The organism is Nocardioides sp. (assembly GCF_029937575.1).
Classification (GTDB): domain Bacteria; phylum Actinomycetota; class Actinomycetes; order Propionibacteriales; family Nocardioidaceae; genus Nocardioides.
This window is the reverse complement of sequence record NZ_JAPYPS010000039.1, coordinates 1-19,096: the sequence shown is the minus strand read 5'-3', so window position 1 is coordinate 19,096 and position 19,096 is coordinate 1. Positions and strand designations below refer to the sequence as shown.

General features: G+C 71.0%; 16 protein-coding genes. 4 read left to right on the top strand and 12 right to left on the bottom strand.

The annotated features are described in order from the left end of the window. Positions 1-54: 54 nt before the first annotated feature. The gene (locus Q1K33_RS13550) at positions 55-3,309 is read left to right on the top strand and encodes a response regulator (protein ID WP_300404810.1); all 3,255 of its coding nucleotides are present in this window, start codon (positions 55-57) and stop codon (positions 3,307-3,309) included. Positions 3,310-3,421: 112 nt separating this feature from the next. After that, entirely contained in the window at positions 3,422-4,555 is a 1,134-nt protein-coding gene (locus Q1K33_RS13545) for a Glu/Leu/Phe/Val dehydrogenase dimerization domain-containing protein (RefSeq protein WP_300404808.1), read from the top strand. A gap of 188 nt (positions 4,556-4,743) precedes the next feature. On the opposite strand, the gene Q1K33_RS13540 is transcribed toward Q1K33_RS13545, so the two are convergent. The 3 genes from Q1K33_RS13540 to purF form a co-directional block, all read right to left on the bottom strand. Next, positions 4,744-4,923, bottom strand: a complete 180-nt coding sequence (locus Q1K33_RS13540) for a DUF3073 domain-containing protein (protein WP_300404806.1) — start codon at positions 4,921-4,923, stop codon at positions 4,744-4,746. A 225-nt stretch (positions 4,924-5,148) separates the two neighbouring features. Beyond that, positions 5,149-6,300, bottom strand: a complete 1,152-nt coding sequence (gene purM / locus Q1K33_RS13535; protein ID WP_300404804.1) for a phosphoribosylformylglycinamidine cyclo-ligase — start codon at positions 6,298-6,300, stop codon at positions 5,149-5,151. A gap of 10 nt (positions 6,301-6,310) precedes the next feature. Next, positions 6,311-7,861: an amidophosphoribosyltransferase gene (purF, locus tag Q1K33_RS13530; RefSeq protein ID WP_300404802.1), complete on the bottom strand. Its 1,551-nt coding sequence runs from the start codon at positions 7,859-7,861 to the stop codon at positions 6,311-6,313. A gap of 82 nt (positions 7,862-7,943) precedes the next feature. Here purF and Q1K33_RS13525 point away from each other — a divergent pair, with 82 nt between their 5' ends. Beyond that, positions 7,944-8,282 carry an ATP-binding protein gene (locus Q1K33_RS13525; RefSeq protein WP_300404800.1) on the top strand — a complete coding sequence of 113 codons (339 nt, stop codon included), beginning with the start codon at positions 7,944-7,946 and terminating at the stop codon, positions 8,280-8,282. Between the two features lie 11 nt (positions 8,283-8,293). Here Q1K33_RS13525 and Q1K33_RS13520 read toward each other — a convergent pair whose 3' ends face one another. From Q1K33_RS13520 to Q1K33_RS13500, 5 genes are all read right to left on the bottom strand, one after another. Continuing rightward, entirely contained in the window at positions 8,294-8,773 is a 480-nt protein-coding gene (locus tag Q1K33_RS13520; protein ID WP_300404798.1) for a 2Fe-2S iron-sulfur cluster-binding protein, read from the bottom strand. 19 nt (positions 8,774-8,792) lie between these two features. Further along, positions 8,793-11,168, bottom strand: coding sequence for a molybdopterin cofactor-binding domain-containing protein (locus tag Q1K33_RS13515; RefSeq protein ID WP_300404796.1), 2,376 nt, complete (start codon positions 11,166-11,168; stop codon positions 8,793-8,795). 170 nt (positions 11,169-11,338) lie between these two features. Beyond that, a complete protein-coding gene (locus Q1K33_RS13510; RefSeq protein ID WP_300404794.1) occupies positions 11,339-12,532 on the bottom strand; it encodes a helix-turn-helix domain-containing protein in 1,194 nt (397 codons plus the stop codon). Between the two features lie 32 nt (positions 12,533-12,564). Further along, complete coding sequence (locus Q1K33_RS13505) at positions 12,565-13,926, bottom strand: dipeptidase (protein ID WP_300404792.1); 1,362 nt, start codon at positions 13,924-13,926, stop codon at positions 12,565-12,567. Positions 13,927-14,025: 99 nt separating this feature from the next. Then, a complete protein-coding gene (locus Q1K33_RS13500) occupies positions 14,026-14,400 on the bottom strand; it encodes a sterol carrier family protein (RefSeq protein WP_300404790.1) in 375 nt (124 codons plus the stop codon). A gap of 46 nt (positions 14,401-14,446) precedes the next feature. Here Q1K33_RS13500 and Q1K33_RS13495 point away from each other — a divergent pair, with 46 nt between their 5' ends. After that, positions 14,447-15,298 (top strand): hypothetical protein, encoded by an 852-nt coding sequence (locus Q1K33_RS13495; protein ID WP_300404788.1) that lies wholly within the window; start codon positions 14,447-14,449, stop codon positions 15,296-15,298. Between the two features lie 32 nt (positions 15,299-15,330). Here the strand turns inward: Q1K33_RS13495 and Q1K33_RS13490 are convergent, their stop codons facing one another. The 4 genes from Q1K33_RS13490 to Q1K33_RS13475 all read right to left on the bottom strand — a co-directional run bounded on the left by Q1K33_RS13490 (position 15,331) and on the right by Q1K33_RS13475 (position 18,844). Continuing rightward, positions 15,331-16,293: a YafY family protein gene (locus Q1K33_RS13490; RefSeq protein WP_300404786.1), complete on the bottom strand. Its 963-nt coding sequence runs from the start codon at positions 16,291-16,293 to the stop codon at positions 15,331-15,333. A gap of 190 nt (positions 16,294-16,483) precedes the next feature. Further along, positions 16,484-17,338 (bottom strand): prolyl oligopeptidase family serine peptidase, encoded by an 855-nt coding sequence (locus Q1K33_RS13485; RefSeq protein ID WP_300404784.1) that lies wholly within the window; start codon positions 17,336-17,338, stop codon positions 16,484-16,486. A 43-nt stretch (positions 17,339-17,381) separates the two neighbouring features. Beyond that, positions 17,382-17,543 (bottom strand): hypothetical protein, encoded by a 162-nt coding sequence (locus Q1K33_RS13480; RefSeq protein ID WP_300404782.1) that lies wholly within the window; start codon positions 17,541-17,543, stop codon positions 17,382-17,384. A gap of 113 nt (positions 17,544-17,656) precedes the next feature. Further along, on the bottom strand, positions 17,657-18,844 hold the full coding sequence (locus Q1K33_RS13475) for a Fic family protein (protein ID WP_300404843.1): 1,188 nt from the start codon (positions 18,842-18,844) through the stop codon (positions 17,657-17,659). Positions 18,845-19,096: the final 252 nt, after the last annotated feature.

Below are 19,096 nucleotides of genomic sequence, written 5' to 3'. Positions count from 1 at the left end.
TCGTCTCCAGAGGGACCGTCGAGCGGACATGATGGGACCCGAGAGGAGGTCTCCGTGGACGACGCCCTGGCACGACACCTCGTCGCGGCGAGCCGCGACGGGCTCTGGCTCGTCACCCCCGACGGCACGACGGTCTACGCCAACGAGCGGGCCGAGGAGCTGTCCGGACACGCGCGCGACGAGCTCACCCTCGCCGCCCTGCGCGAGCTGTCCGATCCGCAGGGAAAGCTCGACCTCGACGCCCATCTCCTCGAGATGCGCAACGACCACCCGGGCCGGGAGAACGACGAGGTGCTGTTGCACCGCCCGGACGGCTCGCGCGTGTGGATCCTCGTCAGCTGGTCCCGGGCCCACGACGACGACGGCCGGTTCCTGGGCTACCTGCATCGACTGACGGAGTACACCGAGCGCCGCGAGCTGCTCGACCGTCTCAGCATGCGCGAGAAGGAGCTGGAGTCCGCCCAGCGCATCGCCCGGCTGGGCAGCTGGACGTGGGAGGTCGCCACCGACACCGTCTCCTGGTCGCCGGAGCTGTTCTCGATCTACGGCCTGACCCCCGACGACTTCGACTCCACGTACGCCGGCTTCCTGGCCCGGATGCACCCCGACGAGCGAGAGCAGATCGCCGCGACGATCGAGCGGGCCATCGAGGGCGACGGTGAGTACGAGTACGAGAGCCGGATCCTGACCCCCCAGGGCACCACCCGGTGGCTCCGCTCACGAGGTGTCATCGACCGCGACGGCACCGGTGGGCTCGTGGCCATGCACGGCACCTGTCAGGACATCACCGCGCTGCGGGCCGTCTCCGAGGCCGCTGACGCGGCGACGACGCGCCTGAGGCTCCTGCACGAGATGGCCGAGGCCTCCAACCAGTCCACCACCCTGCTCGAGGCGTTGACCCGGGCCGGACGTGCACTGGACGAGAGCAGCGACTGGCACTCGACAGCACTGTGGGTGCGCTCGCGCCGCGACGGCGACCTCCGGCTCGTCGACGGTCCGGCTCCCCCCACGACGCCCCCGGTGGCCCCGCCCGATCTCGCCCTCGCCGAGGCCTGCTGGGCGTCGGGGGAGCTGACGACCGCGGCGTCCGGCTCTCCCGGCCACGCCATCGTCTGCCTGCCCATCCGCATCGAGGGCCGTGTCATCTGCGTCGTCCAGATGGAGGCCGCGACCACCGAGCTCGACGAGGCCACCCGAGAGCTGTTGCTCCAGGTCGCCGGGCAGCTGGGCCGAGTCGCGGAGCGGGAGAACATCGCGACCGAGCTGTCCGAGGCCCGCGACGAGGCGATGGAGGCCTCGGCGCAGAAGACGGCCTTCCTGGCCACGATGAGCCACGAGATCCGGACACCGATGAACGGCGTCATCGGCCTGACCGACCTGCTCCTGCGCACCGACCTCGACCCGCAGCAGCTGCGCCTGACCGACGCGCTCCGCGGTGCCGGGCAGACCCTGCTCGCGCTGATCACCGACATCCTCGACCTCACCAAGATCGAGTCCGGGACCGTCGAGCTGGAGCACGCCCCCTTCGAGGTCGCCGCCCTGCTCGAGCAGACCACGACCGTGATCTCCGCGCCGGCGCACGAGAAGCGGCTCGAGCTCGTGGTCGACTGCGACCCAGGCGTGCCCCCCGTGGTCCTCGGCGACCGCCTCCGGCTCGGACAGGTGCTCACCAACCTGGCCTCCAACGCGGTGAAGTTCACCGAGCAGGGCGAGGTCGTCGTGCAGCTCCGGCTCGAGGAGCCGGCCGACGACGGGCGCGTGCAGCTGCGCGGCGAGGTGCTCGACACCGGGGTCGGCGTCGAGGGCGATGTCGCCGCGCTGTTCGAGGCCTTCACCCAGGCCGACCGCTCCACCACCCGCAGCCACGGTGGCACCGGGCTGGGCCTGACCATCTCGCGGCGCCTCGTGGAGGACATGGGTGGCTCGATCAACGCCGAGGCACGTCCGGGCGGAGGGAGTCGCTTCTGGTTCGTCGTGCCCCTGGACGTCGCCACAGACGTCGCCACACCCGCACGGCACCTCGCCCCACGCCGGGTGCTGGTCGTCGACGACAACTCCAGCGCCCGCTCCGCGACCGTCCGTCAGCTGCAGTCGTGGGGCCTGGAGCCGGTGCCGGCCGCCTCCGCCGAGGACGGCCTGGCCGCACTCCTGGCCGCGGCGCGGACCGACTCACCGCTCACCCTGGCCCTGGTCGACCTGCACATGCCCGGGACGGACGGCCTCGCCCTGGCGCGGGAGGTCGCCTCGCACGACGTCCTCTCCGACGTGGCGCTGATCCTCCTGTCCGACGACCCCTCCACCTCCCAGGACCTCGCCACCGCCGCCGGCTTCCGCTGCACCGTCACCAAGCCCGTCCGGGCCGCGGAGCTGTACGACGCGGTGCTCGCTGCGACGGTGTCGACCGGTGAGCTCATCCTCGCCCGGCCCTCCGCAGAGTCAGCCGGACAGCGACCGCCCACGCTGGACCTGCGCGTGCTCGTCGTGGAGGACAACCCCGTCAACCAGCTGGTGGCCCAGGGCCTCCTCGAGGCACTCGGCTGCACCAGCGACGTGGTGTCCAACGGCCTCGAGGCCGTCGACGCCCTGGCGCCGGGCCACACCTACGACGTCGTGCTGATGGACTGCCGGATGCCGCGCATGGACGGGTTCGCGGCCACCGAGCACGTCCGCGCACACGAGGGCGGCGCCCGGGTGCCGATCATCGCGATGACGGCCTCGGTGCTGGCCGGCGAGCGCGACCGGTGCCTGGCGGCCGGGATGGACGACTTCCTCACCAAGCCGGTCGACCCCGCCGCCCTGGGCCGTACGCTCGCGTCCTGGTCACCTCGTGGCAGGGCCTCCCCCGTGCCTGGCACCCGGCCGAGCCCGGCAGGCCGGTCGACCAGGCAGCCGGCGACACCGTCGACGAGCCGTGCGGCCGCGCGCACACCCACCTTCGACGAGGCCCCGGTCCTCGACCACGAGCGGGTCGAGATGCTCAGCGAGCTGGTCCGCGACGGGGTGGACTTCTTCCAGCGCACCCGCGACTCATTCCTGGGCCGGATCGAGGGCACGATGACGGCGCTGGGAGCGGCCGTCGTCAGCGCCGACCTGGCGGAGGTCACGGCCGCGTCCCACCAGCTCAAGGGGAGCGCGCTCAACCTCGGTCTGACTCGGCTCGGCAACGCCGCGGCTCAGGTCGAGACCGTCTCGTCGGCCGGCGACCTGCCGGCGCTCGAGGAGGCCGTCGCCCGGCTACGGCTCGCGGTGAGCGAGGGCGTCGACGCCCTGGCCTGCGTCGCGACCGACGGTGGACCCACGGGATCGTAGGATCGGGACCGGACCCGCGCCACCCCTGCGGGGCCGCCTCCGGCCGACAGCGACCGGAGGCACCCGGACCACCACCCTCGTGGTCACCGACCCACCGAACGGACACCCTCCGATGAGCGTCCCCAGCAGCACCACCCCACCCCCCGTCGCCGACCCCGGGCACGAACCCTCGCACCTCGACGTCTTCGAGGCGGGGGCCGAGCACGAGCAGGTCGTCTTCTGCAACGACCCGGCCACCGGCCTGCGAGCCGTCGTCGCGATCCACTCCACAGCGCTCGGACCCGCCCTCGGCGGCACCCGCTTCCACCCCTACGCCTCGACAGCGGACGCGGTCGCCGACGTCCTCGACCTCTCGCGCGGGATGTCCTACAAGGCCGCGCTGGCCGGGCTCGACCTCGGCGGCGGCAAGGCGGTGATCATCGGCGATCCCACGACCCTCAAGTCCGAGGGCCTGCTGCGCGCCTACGGGCGCTTCGTGCAGTCGCTGGGCGGTCGCTACTACACCGCCTGCGACGTCGGCACGTTCTCCGCCGACATGGACCACGTCGCGCGCGAGTGCTCCTACGTCACCGGCCGCACCGTCGCCCACGGAGGCGCCGGCGACAGCTCCGTCCTGACCGCGTACGGCGTGTTCCGCGGGATGCAGGCGGCCGGCGAGGCCGCGTGGGGGTCGGGCGCCGTCCTCGAGGGTCGGCGCGTCGGAGTGGCCGGCGTCGGCAAGGTCGGCCGCCACCTGGTCGGCCACCTCCTCGAGGTGGGAGCACGCGTCGTCGTGACCGACGTGTGGGAGCCCGCCGTGTCCCGGATCCTCGACGAGCACCCGCAGGTCGAGGTCGCGGCCTCGACCGAGGACCTCGTGGCCGGCCGGCTCGACGTGTACGCGCCCTGCGCCCTGGGGCACGCGTTGACCGACGACGTCGTGCAGACCCTCTCGGCGACCGTGGTCTGCGGCGCCGCCAACAACCAGCTCGCCCACCCGGGGATCGAGAAGACGCTCGCCGAGCGAGGCATCGCCTACGCCCCCGACTACTGCGTCAACGCAGGCGGCCTCATTCAGGTCGCCGACGAGCTGGCCGGCTTCTCGTTCGAGCGCGCCCAGCAGCGCGCGGACGGCATCTACGAGACCACACGGGAGGTCTTCGAGCTTGCCGCCTCCGACGGCGTCCCCCCGGCTGTCGCAGCCGACCGGCTCGCCGAGCGACGGATGCACGAGATCGGTCGGCTCCGCGGCGTGTGGCTTCCCTGAGCGCACCCCTCGCGCTGACCCGTCAGACATGTCTGACGGGTCACCGCACACTCCGCCGACCCGTCAGACATGTCTGACGGGTCGGCGCGGATCACCCTGGAGAGGGCACGAGGAACGGCACGACCAGCCGACATCGCCGCCAGCCCGGACCAGCCGGGCAGGCGGCAGGGGGCGAGCAGGTGATCAGGTCAGTCGCGAGAACGCTCGTCGAGGTCTGCCCATTCGTCGGGCACCTCTGCTGCCTGATCCTCGGTGGACTCATCGCCATGCATCTCGCGCGCCAGAGCCCCGAAGTCAGTCTCGTGGGTCCGGTACTTCAGGTCGCGTGCGACCTTCGTCTGCTTGGCTTTCGCTCGGCCGCGGCCCATAGGGTCCAGCCCCCTCGCACACTCGGCCGGACGCCGCACGGCGGGTCCGGGCTTCCTCAACAGAATCTCGTGGGGGTAACGCTACCTGCTGGCTGTCTGTTCCGGCACTCCGGAGGGGGGTGCGCCGCGAAAATCACACCGAATCCCGCCTGAAACCGGCTCCGCCGGCCCCACTCGGCCCGTCTCGGCGCCTCCGGCACCGTCACGGTCTCGTCGGGCAGGAGGTCACCAGTCGGGGTGCTGACCCACCAGGCGGACGGTGGCGTCCTGGTCGGGGTCGACGTCGACCTCGCCGACGACCCAGGCGCGGATCCCGAACCCGTCCAGCAGCGACAGCGAGGCGTCGATGGAGGCCGGGTCCGAGACCGCCACCATGCCGACGCCGCAGTTGAGGGTGGCCTCGAGGTCGAGCTGCGACACACCGCCGACCTGCCGGACTACGTCGAAGATGGGGGCAGGGTTCCAGGTGCCGCGCTCGAGGGTGGCGCGCAGCTCGGCCGGCATCACCCGCGCGAGGTTGGCAGCCAGTCCGCCGCCGGTCACGTGCGACATCGCGTGCACCTCGGTGGACGCCGCCAGCGTCAGGCAGGCCTTGGTGTAGATCCGCGTGGGCTCGAGCAGCTCCTCGCCCAGGGTGCGCCCGAGCTCGGGGACCTCGCGGTCCAGCGCCCAGCCGGCCTTCTCGAGCAGGACGTGACGCACCAGCGAGTAGCCGTTGGAGTGCAGCCCGGACGCTGCCATCGCGATCACGGCGTCACCGGGGCGCACCCGCCCGGGGCCGAGGAGCTTGTCGGCCTCCACCACGCCCGTCGCGGCCCCGGCGACGTCGTACTCGTCGGGAGCCAGCAAACCGGGGTGCTCGGCCGTCTCGCCCCCGATCAGGGCGCAGCCGGCCTCCAGGCACGCCTCGGCGATGCCCTTGACGATGGCCGCGATCCGCTCCGGGACCACCCGCCCGGTGGCGATGTAGTCGGTCATGAAGAGCGGCTCGGCACCGCAGACGACCAGGTCGTCGACCACCATGCCGACGAGGTCGAAGCCGATCGTGTCGTGCACGTCCATCGCCTGGGCGATGGCCACCTTCGTCCCGACCCCGTCGGTCGAGGTCGCCAGCAGCGGGCGCGTGTAGCGGGTCAGCGCGGAGGCGTCGAAGAGCCCCGCGAAGCCGCCGAGCCCCCCGATCATCTCGGGACGGCGTGCCTTGTCGACCCAGACCTTCATCAGCTCGATCGCGGTGTCGGCCGCCTCGATGTTGACGCCGGCGTCGGCGTACGACGTGGACGCGCCGTCGCCGGTGCTCGCCGTCCTCGCCGGGCTCGAGGGGAGGCCCGAGAGGTCGGAAGGGTCGGTGGACGGTGCGACCGGCGGCTGAGCCATGAGCGCCCCTTTACGGGTTGTTGAGGACGGGCAGCGCCTTGCCCAGCGTGGGCGTGGACAGGGAGGTCTCCAGCAGGTGCTTGCCCAGCTGGCTCTCGGGCGGCAGCGGGATCGGGTACTCACCGGTGAAGCACGCCCGGCAGAGGTTGTCGGCCGGCTGACCGGTCGCCTGGATCATCCCGTCGAGCGAGATGTAGCCGAGGCTGTCGGCGCCGACACTCGCGGCGATCTCGTCGGCGTCCAGCCCGTTGGCGATCAGCTCGGCGCGGGTCGCGAAGTCGATGCCGTAGAAGCACGGCCACTTCACCGGCGGGCTGGAGATCCGCACGTGCACCTCGAGCGCACCGGCCTCACGGAGCATCCGCACCTGGGCACGCTGGGTGTTGCCGCGCACGATCGAGTCGTCGACCACCACGATCCGCCGGCCCCGGATCATGTGCTCGAGGGCGTTCAGCTTGAGCCTGATGCCGAGCTGGCGCAGCGTCTGACTTGGCTGGATGAACGTGCGGCCGACGTAGGCGTTCTTGACGAAGCCCTGACCGAACGGGATGCCGCTCTCCTCGGCGTACCCGGAGGCTGCGGGGGTGCCGGACTCCGGCACGGGCATCACCATGTCGGCGTCCACGGGGAACTGCCGGGCGAGCTCGCGACCCATCTCGACGCGGGCCTCGTGGACGCTGCGTCCGCTGATCCGGGCGTCGGGCCGGGCGAGGTAGACGTACTCGAAGACGCAGCCCTTGGGCTTCGGCTCGGCGAAGGTGTGGGAGCGCAGCCCCTGGTCGTCGATCACGATCATCTCGCCGGGCTCGACCTCACGGATCACGCTGGCTCCGATGGTGGCCAGGGCGGCGTCCTCGCTGGCGACCACCCAGCCGCGGTCCAGCCGACCCAGCACGAGCGGCCGGATCCCCTGGGGGTCGCGAGCGGCGTAGAGGGTGTCCTCGTTCATCCAGACCAACGAGAAGGCGCCGTTCAGCAGCGGCAGCACCTCAAGGGCGCGCTCCTCCAGGCTGGTGTCGGGGTGGTGGGCCAGGAGCGCCGTCACCAGGCCGGTGTCGTTGGTCGAGGACTCCAGGGCCCGCGCGTGGATGTCGAGCTCCCCGGAGTCGCTGGGGAGGTCGGCGACGGCCTGGGCCAGGTCGTGGGTGTTGATCAGGTTGCCGTTGTGGCCCAGTGCGATCGATCCGTCGGCCGTGGGACGGAAGGTGGGCTGGGCGTTCTGCCAGGTGCTGGCGCCGGTCGTGGAGTAGCGCGAGTGCCCGATGGCCAGGTGGCCCTTGAGCGAGTCGAGCGTGGTCTCGTCGAAGACCTGCGAGACCAGGCCCATGTCCTTGTAGACGAGGATCTGGCGACCGTTGCTGACCGCGATCCCCGCGGACTCCTGGCCGCGGTGCTGCAGGGCGTAGAGCCCGAAGTAGGTGAGCTTGGCGACGTCCTCACCGGGAGCCCACACCCCGAAGACGCCGCAGGCGTCCTGGGGCCCCTGGTCGTGAGGGTCGAGGGCGGCAGTGAGACGTCCGTCGCCGCCGAGCCGTTGTCCGCGACTGCTCAGGTAGGGCACAGTGATGAGTCTAGGAGATCGGGCGCTCGTCGGTGTCATCCCCCGTGCCGTGAGGTCGCCCGCACTGACGAAGGTACCGACCGTGAGCGCCGAGGCCCATCACCAGCAGCGGCGTTTCGACGTCGCTCAGTGGTCCGACGCCTCCTCCCACGAGTCCCTCCAGCTGCTCCTGCGCCTGGACGCTCCTGACGGCCCGCTGCCGGGCTGCGGGGACGAGGAGGGCCTCGAACGGGTGCTCACCAACCTGGTGGGCAACGCCGCGAAGCGCACCTCCCGCGGCGGCACGGTGCCGCTGGCGGTGACCTACCTGGATCACGAGGTAGAGATCGCCGTGGCCGACGAGGCCATCGGGATCTCCCAGGAGGACCAGGAGCGGCGCGTCAGGTCCCTGCCCGTGCCCGACCCCCTGACCCGACACTGACGGGGACAGGCTCAGCGCATGTTGCGCGCGCCCTCCTCGACGGCCTCGCGGATCCGGGCGTAGGTGCCGCAGCGACAGATGTTGCGGATCTCGTCGAGGTCGGACTCGCGCAGCTGGCGGCCCTCACGGCGTACCTTCTTGACCGTGGCGACCGCCGCCATGATCTGCCCGGGCTGGCAGTAGCCGCACTGCGGCACGTCCCGGTCGATCCAGGCCTGCTGCATCGGGTGGAGCTTCTTGCCGACCGTGTCGGGCAGCCCCTCGATGGTGGTGACCCGGTCCTTCTTCTTCAGGTCACCGACCTTGACCGAGCACGGGTTGAAGGCCTTGCCGTTGATGTGGGAGGTGCACGCCTTGCACACGTTGATCCCGCAGCCGTACTTGGGGCCGGTGACCCCGAGCAGGTCGCGCAGGACCCAGAGGACACGGACGTCGTCGTTCACGTTCACCGTGACGGGCTTGCCGTTGAGGATGAAGGTCTGCTTGGGCATCTGTTTGCTCCTTCGTCTCTCAGTAGGTGAACTTGAGGCCGTTGGTGGGTGACTTCGGCACGGGCGGCACGAACGTCTTGGGCTTGAACGAGATCTCACCGTGGTTGATCGGAAACGCCGTGGGCACCTTGCCGACGGCTCGTGCGTAGGCACACGCCACGGCGGCCGCCGAGGCAGGCACGCCGGCCTCACCGGCACCACCGGGCTGGTCGACCCCGGGATCCATGATGTGGACGTCGATCTTGCGGGGCACGTTCCACTGGCGGGTGTAGAAGTAGTTGTCCCAGCTGGCCTCGAGGAACTTGCCGTTGCGCAGGTGACAACTGCTCGTGAGAGTGAGCGCCAGCCCGTCCATGAAGCCGCCCTGCATCTGGGCCTCGAGGCCACGTGGATTGATCACGAGCCCGGCGTCGACGGCCATCACGACCTTGGTGACCCGGGGCCCGGTGACCGCGTTGCGGATCTTGCGGTTGACGGTGCTGGGCCGGGTGTCGATCTCCACGAGCACGGCCGTGGAGCCCTTGTACTCCTTGTGCACGGCGATGCCCTGGGCCCGGTGGGCCGGCATCTTGCGTCCCCAGTTGCCTTCCTCGGCGACCTTCTCCAAGCACGCCCGGGTGCGCTCGTCCTTGATGAACTTCAGCCGGAACTCCAGCGGGTCCATCTTCATCTTCTTCGCCATCATGTCGATGACCAGCTCGCTGGCGACCGCGGTGTCGGGCGAGTAGATGTTGCGCATGCTGCCGGTGTTGAACCGACCGTCGGTCTCGCTGAGCAGCTGGGTCACCGCCCCGAAGTTGTAGGGCAGCTCCTGGGTCAGGGTGAAGATCGTCTCGGAGAAGGCGAGGCCGCCGAGGGCCTTGCCCACCGAGGTCGGCGCCTCGTCGAGGGTCGAGGTGATGATCTCACCCAGGCCGTGACTGAAGTCGGTGACCACGCTGGTGTTGCGCTGCTCGAAGCTGAGCACCTCGTTGCCGAGCATCGTCGCCCGGACGCGCGAGGTGACCATCGGGTGCAGGCGACCCTGGCGCGGCTCGTCGGCGCGGTGCCACATGAGTCGCACCGGCTTCTTCATCTTCTTCGAGATCTTCGCGGCCTCGATCGCGGCGTCGCTGAAGAGCTTGTGTCCGAACGAGCCACCGCTGGTGATGACGTTGACCTTGACCTGGTCCTGGCGCAGGCCGACCGCCTGGGCGATGTTCTGCTGCGCCAGGATCGGCACCTTCAGGCCTGCCCAGATCTCGGCAGAGTCCTCGCGCACGTCGGCGATCGCGCAGTTGGGCTCCAGCGCCGCGCTGCTGCGGAAGGCGAAGGCGAAGTCGGCGTCGATCTGGTCGGCCAGGATCGGGACGTTCGGCACGATCATCGGGATCTCGGCCCGCTTCAGCCCGGCCAGGATGGTGTGGTCGGACTCGCCCTCGACGCTGCCCTTGTTCCAGACGACGTCCATCTCCCGGATGGCGTCGATGCACTGGCCGAACGTGCGGGCACGCACGGCGATGCCGGTGTTGACCTTCACGACGTCCTTGACGCCGGGCATCCGCTTGATCTTCTTGCGGTTCTTGAGCCGGCGCGGCGACCCGTTGAGGGTCGGCGGGCGGCACACCATCGTGGGCAGAGCGCCCTTGACGTCGAGGTCCATCGAGAAGTTCTTCTGACCCGTGACCGCGGCCAGGGCGTCGTCGCGGTTGTGGGGACGGCCCACGACCTTGCGGTCCTTGGCCTCCTTGAGGACCACCTCGACCTTCTTGGTCTGGGGGCTGGCCGCCTTGTCCGCCAGGTCGCCGTAGGAGATCGTGGTGCCGTCGGGCGCCTCGATCAGACCCTCGTAGGTGCGCAGCCGCGCCACGGCGTACCCGAGCTCGATGGCCGCGGCGTCGAGGAGCGCGTTGCGCGCGATCGCGGCAGCGACCCGGATCGGGGTGTACGTCGACACGGTGGTGTTGGAGCCACCGGTGAGCTGGTTGAGCAGCAGCTCGGGACGGGCCGGGGCCAGCGTCACCTTGACCTTGGAGACCGGCAGGTCGAGCTCGTCGGCGAGGATCATCGCCGTCGAGGTCGTGATGCCCTGGCCGACCTCGGCGCGCGGGATCGCGAACGAGGCGGTCCCGTCCTTGTTGATCGTGACCGAGATCAGCGCCGAGGTGGGCAGGGCCGCGTCGGTCTGCAGGTCCTCCAGGTCGTAGAGCTCGGGGATCTGAGGGGCCGACGGGATGACCGCGTCGGCGCGCGGGGTGGCGGCGAACTCCGCGGCGGCGACCAGCGTCGTCCCGCCGACCACGTAGCCGAGGAAGCTGCGCCGTCCCAGTCCCGAGCCGCCGGAACCGCCGGTCCCGTCGGCGCTGCTCGGGTTGTGCATGTTGCCTGCGTCCGTCGCCGTCTCTGCGATCGACATCTCGACACCCCACGATCCGTCCACGCCCCGGAGTGGACCCCGGCGTCGGTGCGCAGACTCCTGCCACTGTGTCACCCATCACAAAGTTGCACCATGCGCTCGGTGCTCACCGTCATCGAGCGAAGAGTGTGCAATCCGCACAGGCGTCAGTCCTGACGAGTCGACGACCCTCAGCGCGCGAGACGCAGGCGCCAGGCGCGCAGGGCCAGGTCGAGGTCGACCGGAACGGCGTCGTCGCTCAGCCGGTGGCCGGTGACCTCGGTGAACCGGTGCAACCGGTTGGCGACGGTGTTGCGGTGACAGTGGACGACGGCGGCCGTGCGGGTCGCCGAGCCACCGCTGGCCACCCAGGCGCCCAGGGTGTCGATGAGCGCCCGCGACTCCCCCGGCACCAGGGCGAGCACCGGGCCGAGCCACCGCTCGACCAGGCGCGAGGCCACCTCCGGCGAACCGAGCAGCAGCGCCTCCGGCAGCCGGTCGTCGAACCGGGCCAGTCCCACCCCCTTGCCCTGGGCCCGCAACGCCAACGAGGCCTGGACGTAGCCGTGCTCGACGCCGCTGAGGCCGGGGACCACCGAGGAGACCCCGAGCGCGCCGTCGGTCTCGGAGCTGAGCCGCTCCAGTGCATGCAGCGCCTCAGCGGGCGAGTCGTCGCGCAGCGCGACCAGCCCCACCACGTCAGCCGTACGGCGTACCCAGGCGGTGGCGTGCAGGCCCAGGGCCTGCTCCGCCAAGCGCAGCCGGAGCTCGGTGGCCACGACGACGAGCAGGTCCGCGTCGGCGGGGAGGTCCAGGAGCAGCGCGGCCTCGCGCGCGAACCCGGGCTCGCGGGCTCGCCCTCCGAGGACGCCCTCCCAGAGCTCGGCGCGCTGCTGCTCGTCGGCCCGGACGAGGGTGAGCTCCTGGTGGTGGTAGGCGGTGGCGACCTGGGCGGACGTCGCGTCGACGACCTCCCACAGCCGGGTGCCGATCTCGCGCACGGCCAGTGCGTCGAGCGCGGTGTCGCCCACCTCGACCAGGTCGTCCCAGATGAGTCGGCCGCCCATCCGGTAGGAGCGCAGCACGTCGTCGAGGGGCAGTCCCTGCTCGGCGCGGCGACGGCCGGTCTCCCGAGCAGCGCCGTAGACCGGGTCGTCCTCGTCCGGCAGCCCCTCCTGGGCCACGGCAGCGCGCAGGATCTCGAGCACGCGGTCGATGTTGTCGTGGCAGGAGCGCCGCAGGTCGTCGTGCGTGACGGTCGAGCTGGCGGCGTAGTTGGCGTTGACGCTGACGATCGTCTCGACCAGCCGGTCGGTGATCGCGTCGACCCGCGCGGCCCGGTGCTGGTCGAGGAACGCGAGCGTCGCGTCGTGGACGGTGGTCACGTGGTGGCTCGGCGGGGCGACACGGCCGGCGGTCAGGCGCCGAGGTTGCGCAGCAGGAACGACTCCGCGAGCACGACCTTGGTGAACTCCCCCAGGTGGAGCCCCTCGTTGGCACCGTGGGCCCGGGTGTCGGGGTCCTCGACGCCGGTGACCAGCACGCTGGCCTCGGGGAAGGCCTCCAGGAACTCCGCGATGAAGGGGATCGACCCACCCACGCCCATGTCGACCGGCTCCGTCCCGTCCCAGGCCTCGGCGAAGGCGGCGCGGGCCGCGTCGTACGCCGGTCCGTCGGCCTCGATCTGGGTGGCCTCGCCGGTGTCGGTGGTGGTGGCGGTCAGCTGCGCGCCCCATGGGACGTGGGCCTCGAGGTGCCGGTGCAGCGCTGCCTCGGCGCTCGCGGTGGTGTCGCCAGGGGCGATCCGCATGCTGATCCGCGCCCGGGCCGCAGGGACGAGGGTGTTGGAGGCTCCCTCGACCTTGGGGGCGTCGAGGCCGGTGATGCTCAGGGACGGCTTGGTCCACAGACGCTCGACCACTGAGCCGCTGCCGATCCAGTGTGTCTCCGCACGGGCCCCGGACTCGGCGCGCAGCCGCTCCTCGGGGTAGACGACGTCGGCGGCGGGTCCGCTGTGCAGTCCCTCGACGGCGACGTTGCCCTCGTCGTCGTGCAGCGTGGCGATCAGGCGACTCAGCGCCATCAGCGCGTCCGGGACGAGACCACCCCACATGCCCGAGTGCACCGCGTGGGTCAGGGTGCGCACCTCGACGTCGACGCGGACCAGGCCGCGCAGGCTCGTGGTCAGCGCCGGCACGCCGATGTCCCAGTTGCCGGAGTCGGCGATCACGATGACGTCGGCGCGCAGCGCCTCCTGGTGCTCCTTCAGCAACGCCGGGAGCGTCTCGGAACCGACCTCCTCCTCGCCCTCGATGAACATCGTGACGTTGACCGGGAGGTCGTCGCCGAAGACCCGCAGCGCACCGAGGTGGGCGGCGATGCCGGCCTTGTCGTCGGCGGCACCGCGGGCGAAGAGGCGACGTCCGCTCGAGGAGTCGCGCTCGGTGGGCTCGAAGGGCGCGGAGTCCCAGTCGGCGTGGTCGTTCTCCGGCTGGACGTCGTGGTGTGCGTAGAGCAGCACGGTGGGGGCGCCCTCGGGGCCGGGCTTGTGCGCGATCACGGCAGGCGCCCCGCCGTCGGCGCTGACGATGTCGACGCTGGCGAACTTCTCGGCCCGGAGGAGCTCGGCGACGGCCTCGGCACTGCGCTGCACCTCGGAGGCGCGCGCCGGGTCGGCACTGACGGACTCGATCCGGACCAGGTCCTCGAGGTCACGGCGGATGCCCGGCAGGAGGTCGGCCACCGTGCTGCGGATGTCGTCGCTCGTCTTCGCACTCATGTCTCGCAACCTATCCGGTGGGCGACAGGGCGCCTGCCGGGGTCACCAGGGGACGACGTGGCCCCGCGCAGGCCGTGTGCGGGGCCACTTCGTCAGCGACTATCCCGGCTGGTGCAGCGGGAGGTACGTCGTCAGGTCGGTGCGCTCGCCGCTGGCGCTGACCCGGCCGCTCGCGAGTGCCTGGGCCCAGGTCAGCTCGCCGGTCGCGAGGCCCACCCACGTCACCGCGTCCAGCTCGACCACCGCGGGCGGCGTGCCGCGGGTGTGCCGCACCCCGGCGATGACCTGCACGGCGGCGTACGGCGGCACGCGCACCTCGACCGAGGCGCCCGGCGCGCGGGACTCGAGCACTGCGAGGAAGTGCTTGACCAGGAGGCGGAGGTCGGCCCGGTCGGCCGCGTCGCCGTCGTCCGCGACCCGACCGAGGGCGGCCGAGACGTCCGCGGCAGGGGCGATGCGGAGACGGGCAGGCACCGGGTGAGGCTACGCCGGACCGCGACCGGACGTGTAGACAGGGACCATGGACCCACATGACTCCGGCCGCGCCGCCCGCCAGCTCGAGACCCTGCACGCGATGTGCTACTTCGCCCCCGAGGTGGAGGCCGAGCTGGTCGACCTCGGGATCCGCAAGGGTCGCGGCACCTACTTCGCCGGTCGCTCGGCGCCGATGGGCCGTGTCGGCGCGGGTCCCGTGGCGGCGACGTTCTTCGTGTTCAACCCGGCCCTGGTCGCCAAGCTGGTCCCGGCCTGCTGGGAGGCGGCCTCCCCCGAGGACGCGTACGCGGCCCGGGTGCGCGGCGTCGACGCGGCGTACCGGCGCCTCCTGGGCGACGAGGCGCTGACCGACCCGGGCATCGCCGAGGCAGCCGAGCTGCTGCGCGGAGCCGTCGGCGCGTGCGACCCCGCGGGGCGTCCGCTGTACGCCGCCCACGCCGACCTCGACTGGCCCGAGGTCCCGCACCTCGCGCTGTGGCACGGCCTGACGTTGCTGCGGGAGTACCGCGGCGACGGGCACATCGCGGCACTGCTCTCGGCCGGGCTCACCGGGATCGAGGCGCTGGTCTCGCACACCGCGACCGGGACCGGCTTCACCGTCGGCGCCGCCCAGCTCACCCGGGCCTGGTCGCCGGAGGAGTGGGCGGCGGCGTCCGCGTCGCTCGACGAGCGGGGGCTGCTCGACGCCGAGGCGGGGACCCTCACCGCCGACGGCGAGGCGCTGCGCACCTCCATCGAGGCGGCCACCGACGAGATGGCCGCCGCCCCCTGGGACGTCATCGGCGAGGACGGGACCAAGCGGCTCAAGGAGGTCGGGATGCCGATGGTCAAGGGCATGCTCGCCGGCGGGATCTTCCCGGAGGGCGTCTTCGCCTGAGGGTTGCCGGTCGTCCCGGGCGGGGGCCGGGCTCAGGTGGCCGAGGCGAAGCGCTGCGCCGTACGCCGTAGCGCGTCGCGCAGCTCGGGCGGCGACTCGACGGTGATCGCGCCCTCGACCTGGGCCAGCACCATCACCGGCCAGCGCAGGTCGTCGACGTTCATCGACAACCGGCACCCCGCGCCGTCCGGCAGCGGCTCGACCTCTCCCCAGATGCCCACGGCGCGGCGTACGTCGTCGACCGGGGCGTCGACGATGACCCGGACGTCGTAGCGCTGCGGCATCCGTCGGATGCCCGACTGGACGAACGTCAGGGCGTCCGTGGCAGGCAGGTCACGCGGCAGGAAGCGTCGACCGGTCGACGCGGGCTCGCTCATCCGGTCGACGCGGAACGAGCGCCAGTCGTCGCGGTCGCGGTCGAAGCCGACCAGGTACCAGCGGCGACCGAGGGACACCAGGCGGTGCGGCTCGACGCGACGGACGACCGCGTCGGAGTCGGCGGCGCCCCGGGTCGTGTAGCCGAAGTGCAGCAGCTCGTCGTCACGGCAGGCCTGGGCCAGGGTGGTCAGGACCCGGGCGTCGACCGTGGGGCCGCCTCCCCAGGGACGCGCGGCGTCGGTCTGCGACGCCAGCGCATCGATCCGGCGCCGGAGCCTCGGTGGCATCAGCCCGGTCACCTTGGTCAGGGCGATCACCGAGGTCTCGGCCATCCCGCCGACGGAGCCGGCGGCGGCGCTGCGCAGGCCGACCGCGATCGCGACCGCCTCGTCGTCCTCCAGGACGAGCGGCGGGAGGGTGCCACCCGCGCGCAGCTGGTAGCCGCCGGCCACCCCTCGTGCCGCGTCGACGGCGTACCCGAGGTCGCGCAGGCGTTCGATGTCGCGACGCAGCGTGCGCGGGCTGACCTCGAGTCGCGTGGCGAGCTCGTCGCCGGGCCAGAAGCGGTGGGTCTGCAGCAGCGAGAGCAGGCTGAGCATCCGGGCACTGGTCGACATCCGCCCAGAGTAGGACTCATTGGGGTCAGGATCTGGCCGCAATGGCTTGTTGGCCGGCGGTGGCCGCCTGCCTCGTCCTCGGCGAGCGGGGCGGCGCACCGTGGGGTCCCTGACCCCGGAGCCGTCCCGGGACACCTGGCAGAGGGTCTCGTCGCTGCCCGACGCGTGATCGCCGATCGTCCCCCGTCGCTCAGCCGATCGTGTCCAGGATTCCCAGCGTCCGCGCCCAGGCCTCGGAGCCCGCGTCGATCAACGTGAAGTGGTCACCGCCCTCGATGGTGACCAGCTCCGCGCTCGCCCCGTCGGCGGTGGCGGCTGCGACGTACCGCTCGGACTGGCTGATCGGGACGTTGCCGTCGTCGGTACCGTGGACGCACCACAACGGCTGCTCGAGCGGCACCTGCTGCTGCGGGTCGAGCGGCGCGTCGTCCGGTCCGGGCTCGTGCCCGAGGAAGGTGGCCACCGCACCGCCGCCGAGACCTTCGGAGTCACCGGTGACGAGGTCGAGCACGCCGGCCTGGGAGATGACGTGCGTGACGGCGACACCGCCCTCCCACTGCGGGAAGCGCCCGCGCGAGCCTGCCCAGGCAGCCAGGTGCCCCCCGGCGGAGTGACCGAGGGTGACGACGGTGGAGGTGTCCAGGTCGAGGTCCGCGAGCTTGTCGATGCCGGCGGCCACGTCGTCGAACGTGGTGGGGTCACCGCCGCCGTTGCCGACCCGGCGGTACTCGAGGTTCCACGCCGCCCAGCCCGCGGCAGCCAGGCTCGCGGCCAGCGGGGTGCCGAGGGTGTAGTCGTACTGGCTGAGCCAGAAGCCGCCGTGGATCACCACCACGACGCCGCGCGGCGCACCCTCGGGGAGGTGGAGCTCGCCGAACTGGCTGGGGTCGGGCCCATAGGCCAGCCGTCCCGCTCCAGCCGGACCGTCGGCGTTGTCGTCGGTGGTCACGGAGGCCTCCTGGTCGGTCGGTGACGAGCACGCACCGAGGGCGAGGCCCGCCAGGCCGACGGCGGGCAGTCCGAGCAGAGTACGGCGTGCGATCACGGCAGTGATTCGCTCGTGGTCGCCGATCGGATGGACGTGTGGGTCAGCGCCCGACCAGCCGTCGGGGCACGACGGTGACCGGGAATGGCTCGACGAGGACGAGCGGCCCGTCGGCCGGCTTCCTGGACAGGTGCGACACCCAGGACGACATCAGGTCGAGGACCCTGCCGTCGGGCATGCACAGCTCGTCGCGCAGCGCGCTCACCGCCGCGATCGCGCCCTCATCCTGTGGGCGCCGAGGCGCGTCGGCGCATAGAAGTCACTACGCGCGGGATTGCGCCCGCGCTCGCCGGCGATAGAGGTAGGGCAGTCCGCCGCCTACGGGCGAAGGTCGCCCCGCTTCGCTTGGATCCCCTCGGCGCCGTGCTCGAGAAGCTCAAGGATGTCGTCGGCTTGGAACAGTGCGGACTTTCGATACTTTCCGGAGGCGGCTCGGACGATCCCGATGGCTTCGAGTTGCTTGACCAGTTTTTGTGCCGAGACGGAGGAGACGCCGAGATTGTCGGCCAGGAACCTGGCCGATACGACGGGGTACTCGACCACGAGATCGACTGCGCGATGGATGGATGAGTCCGACCGGAACCCTGATGCCGACTGCTTCCAGCGTTGGTGGATGTCGATGGCAGCCAGTCGGAATGCCTCAGCTGCTGATGCCGCAGCACTCACATAGTCGAGGAACCGAGCCATGTAGACGTCCAGTGCGGAGCTCCGGTCGTCACCGTCGTAGCGGTACTTCGTCAGCGCTTCGACGTACCCGCCGAGATCGCTGCGGAGCACCGTGGACAGTGGGATCACGCCACCGTCCACCAGCCCAGCACGCTTCAGGATGCCGTGGAAGAGCGCTCTTCCGACACGACCGTTTCCATCCTCGAAAGGGTGGATGGTCTCAAACTGCGCGTGGACAATTGCAGCTTGCACCACCGGGAGGTCACCCGCCGTGTTGACGTAGTTCAGAAGGTCGTCCATGAGAGGATCCACCAACTCGTGCGGCGGGCCCGCGTAGTCGGCGCTGAACTTGTTGCGGCCGCCGATCCACACCTGCTCAGTTCGGTATCCCGGTCGATGCCAGGGCAGGAGATCGTGGTGTATCTCTCGCACGTGGTCATGGCTCCAAGCGCCCCCGCCGAGGAGTTCGATCGCTTCCTTCATCGCATCCACATTGCGGATCACCGAGGAGGCGTTGTGCGACGCGGTCGCGTCGCCAAGCTGCGCTATGGCAATGGCTCGAGGGTTCTCACGGATGCCTTCGATCCATGACGAGGAGATGGACTCCGAGCGGATCATCGTCGAGTACAGGATCGGAAGCGGGTTGGAACGAAGTCGCTCTCCGAGGCGTGCCAGGGCGGTGGAGACCTCAGCGGCATACTCAAGGACCTCACCGTCCAGAGCGTTTGATACTGCTAGAAGCCGGTCCGGGTGGTAGCGGAGATAGCTACCACCCTGTCGATCGGCACGCGTCAGGCCTGTGAAATCGGGTGGGACATGTACTCGCTCCCAGTGAGCCACGGTTGAGTCCACCTGCTCTAGAGTTAATGTTACCGCGATAAGGTTAACTCATGCTTGGCTGGCATTCGCCCCGCGTGGCCTGCACCCGCCGCTCGTCGTTCGACACGTTCAGGTGCGTCCTTCCGCCGCGATTGCACGGCGTGAAGGCTTGCGACAGTATCGAGAATGTGTTCTAATAGACGTAGCACGCGGCCGTTGGTCGCATCCGATGCAGAAGTCCTCCGGTGGTGCTGTCGGGGCTCGTCATGATGG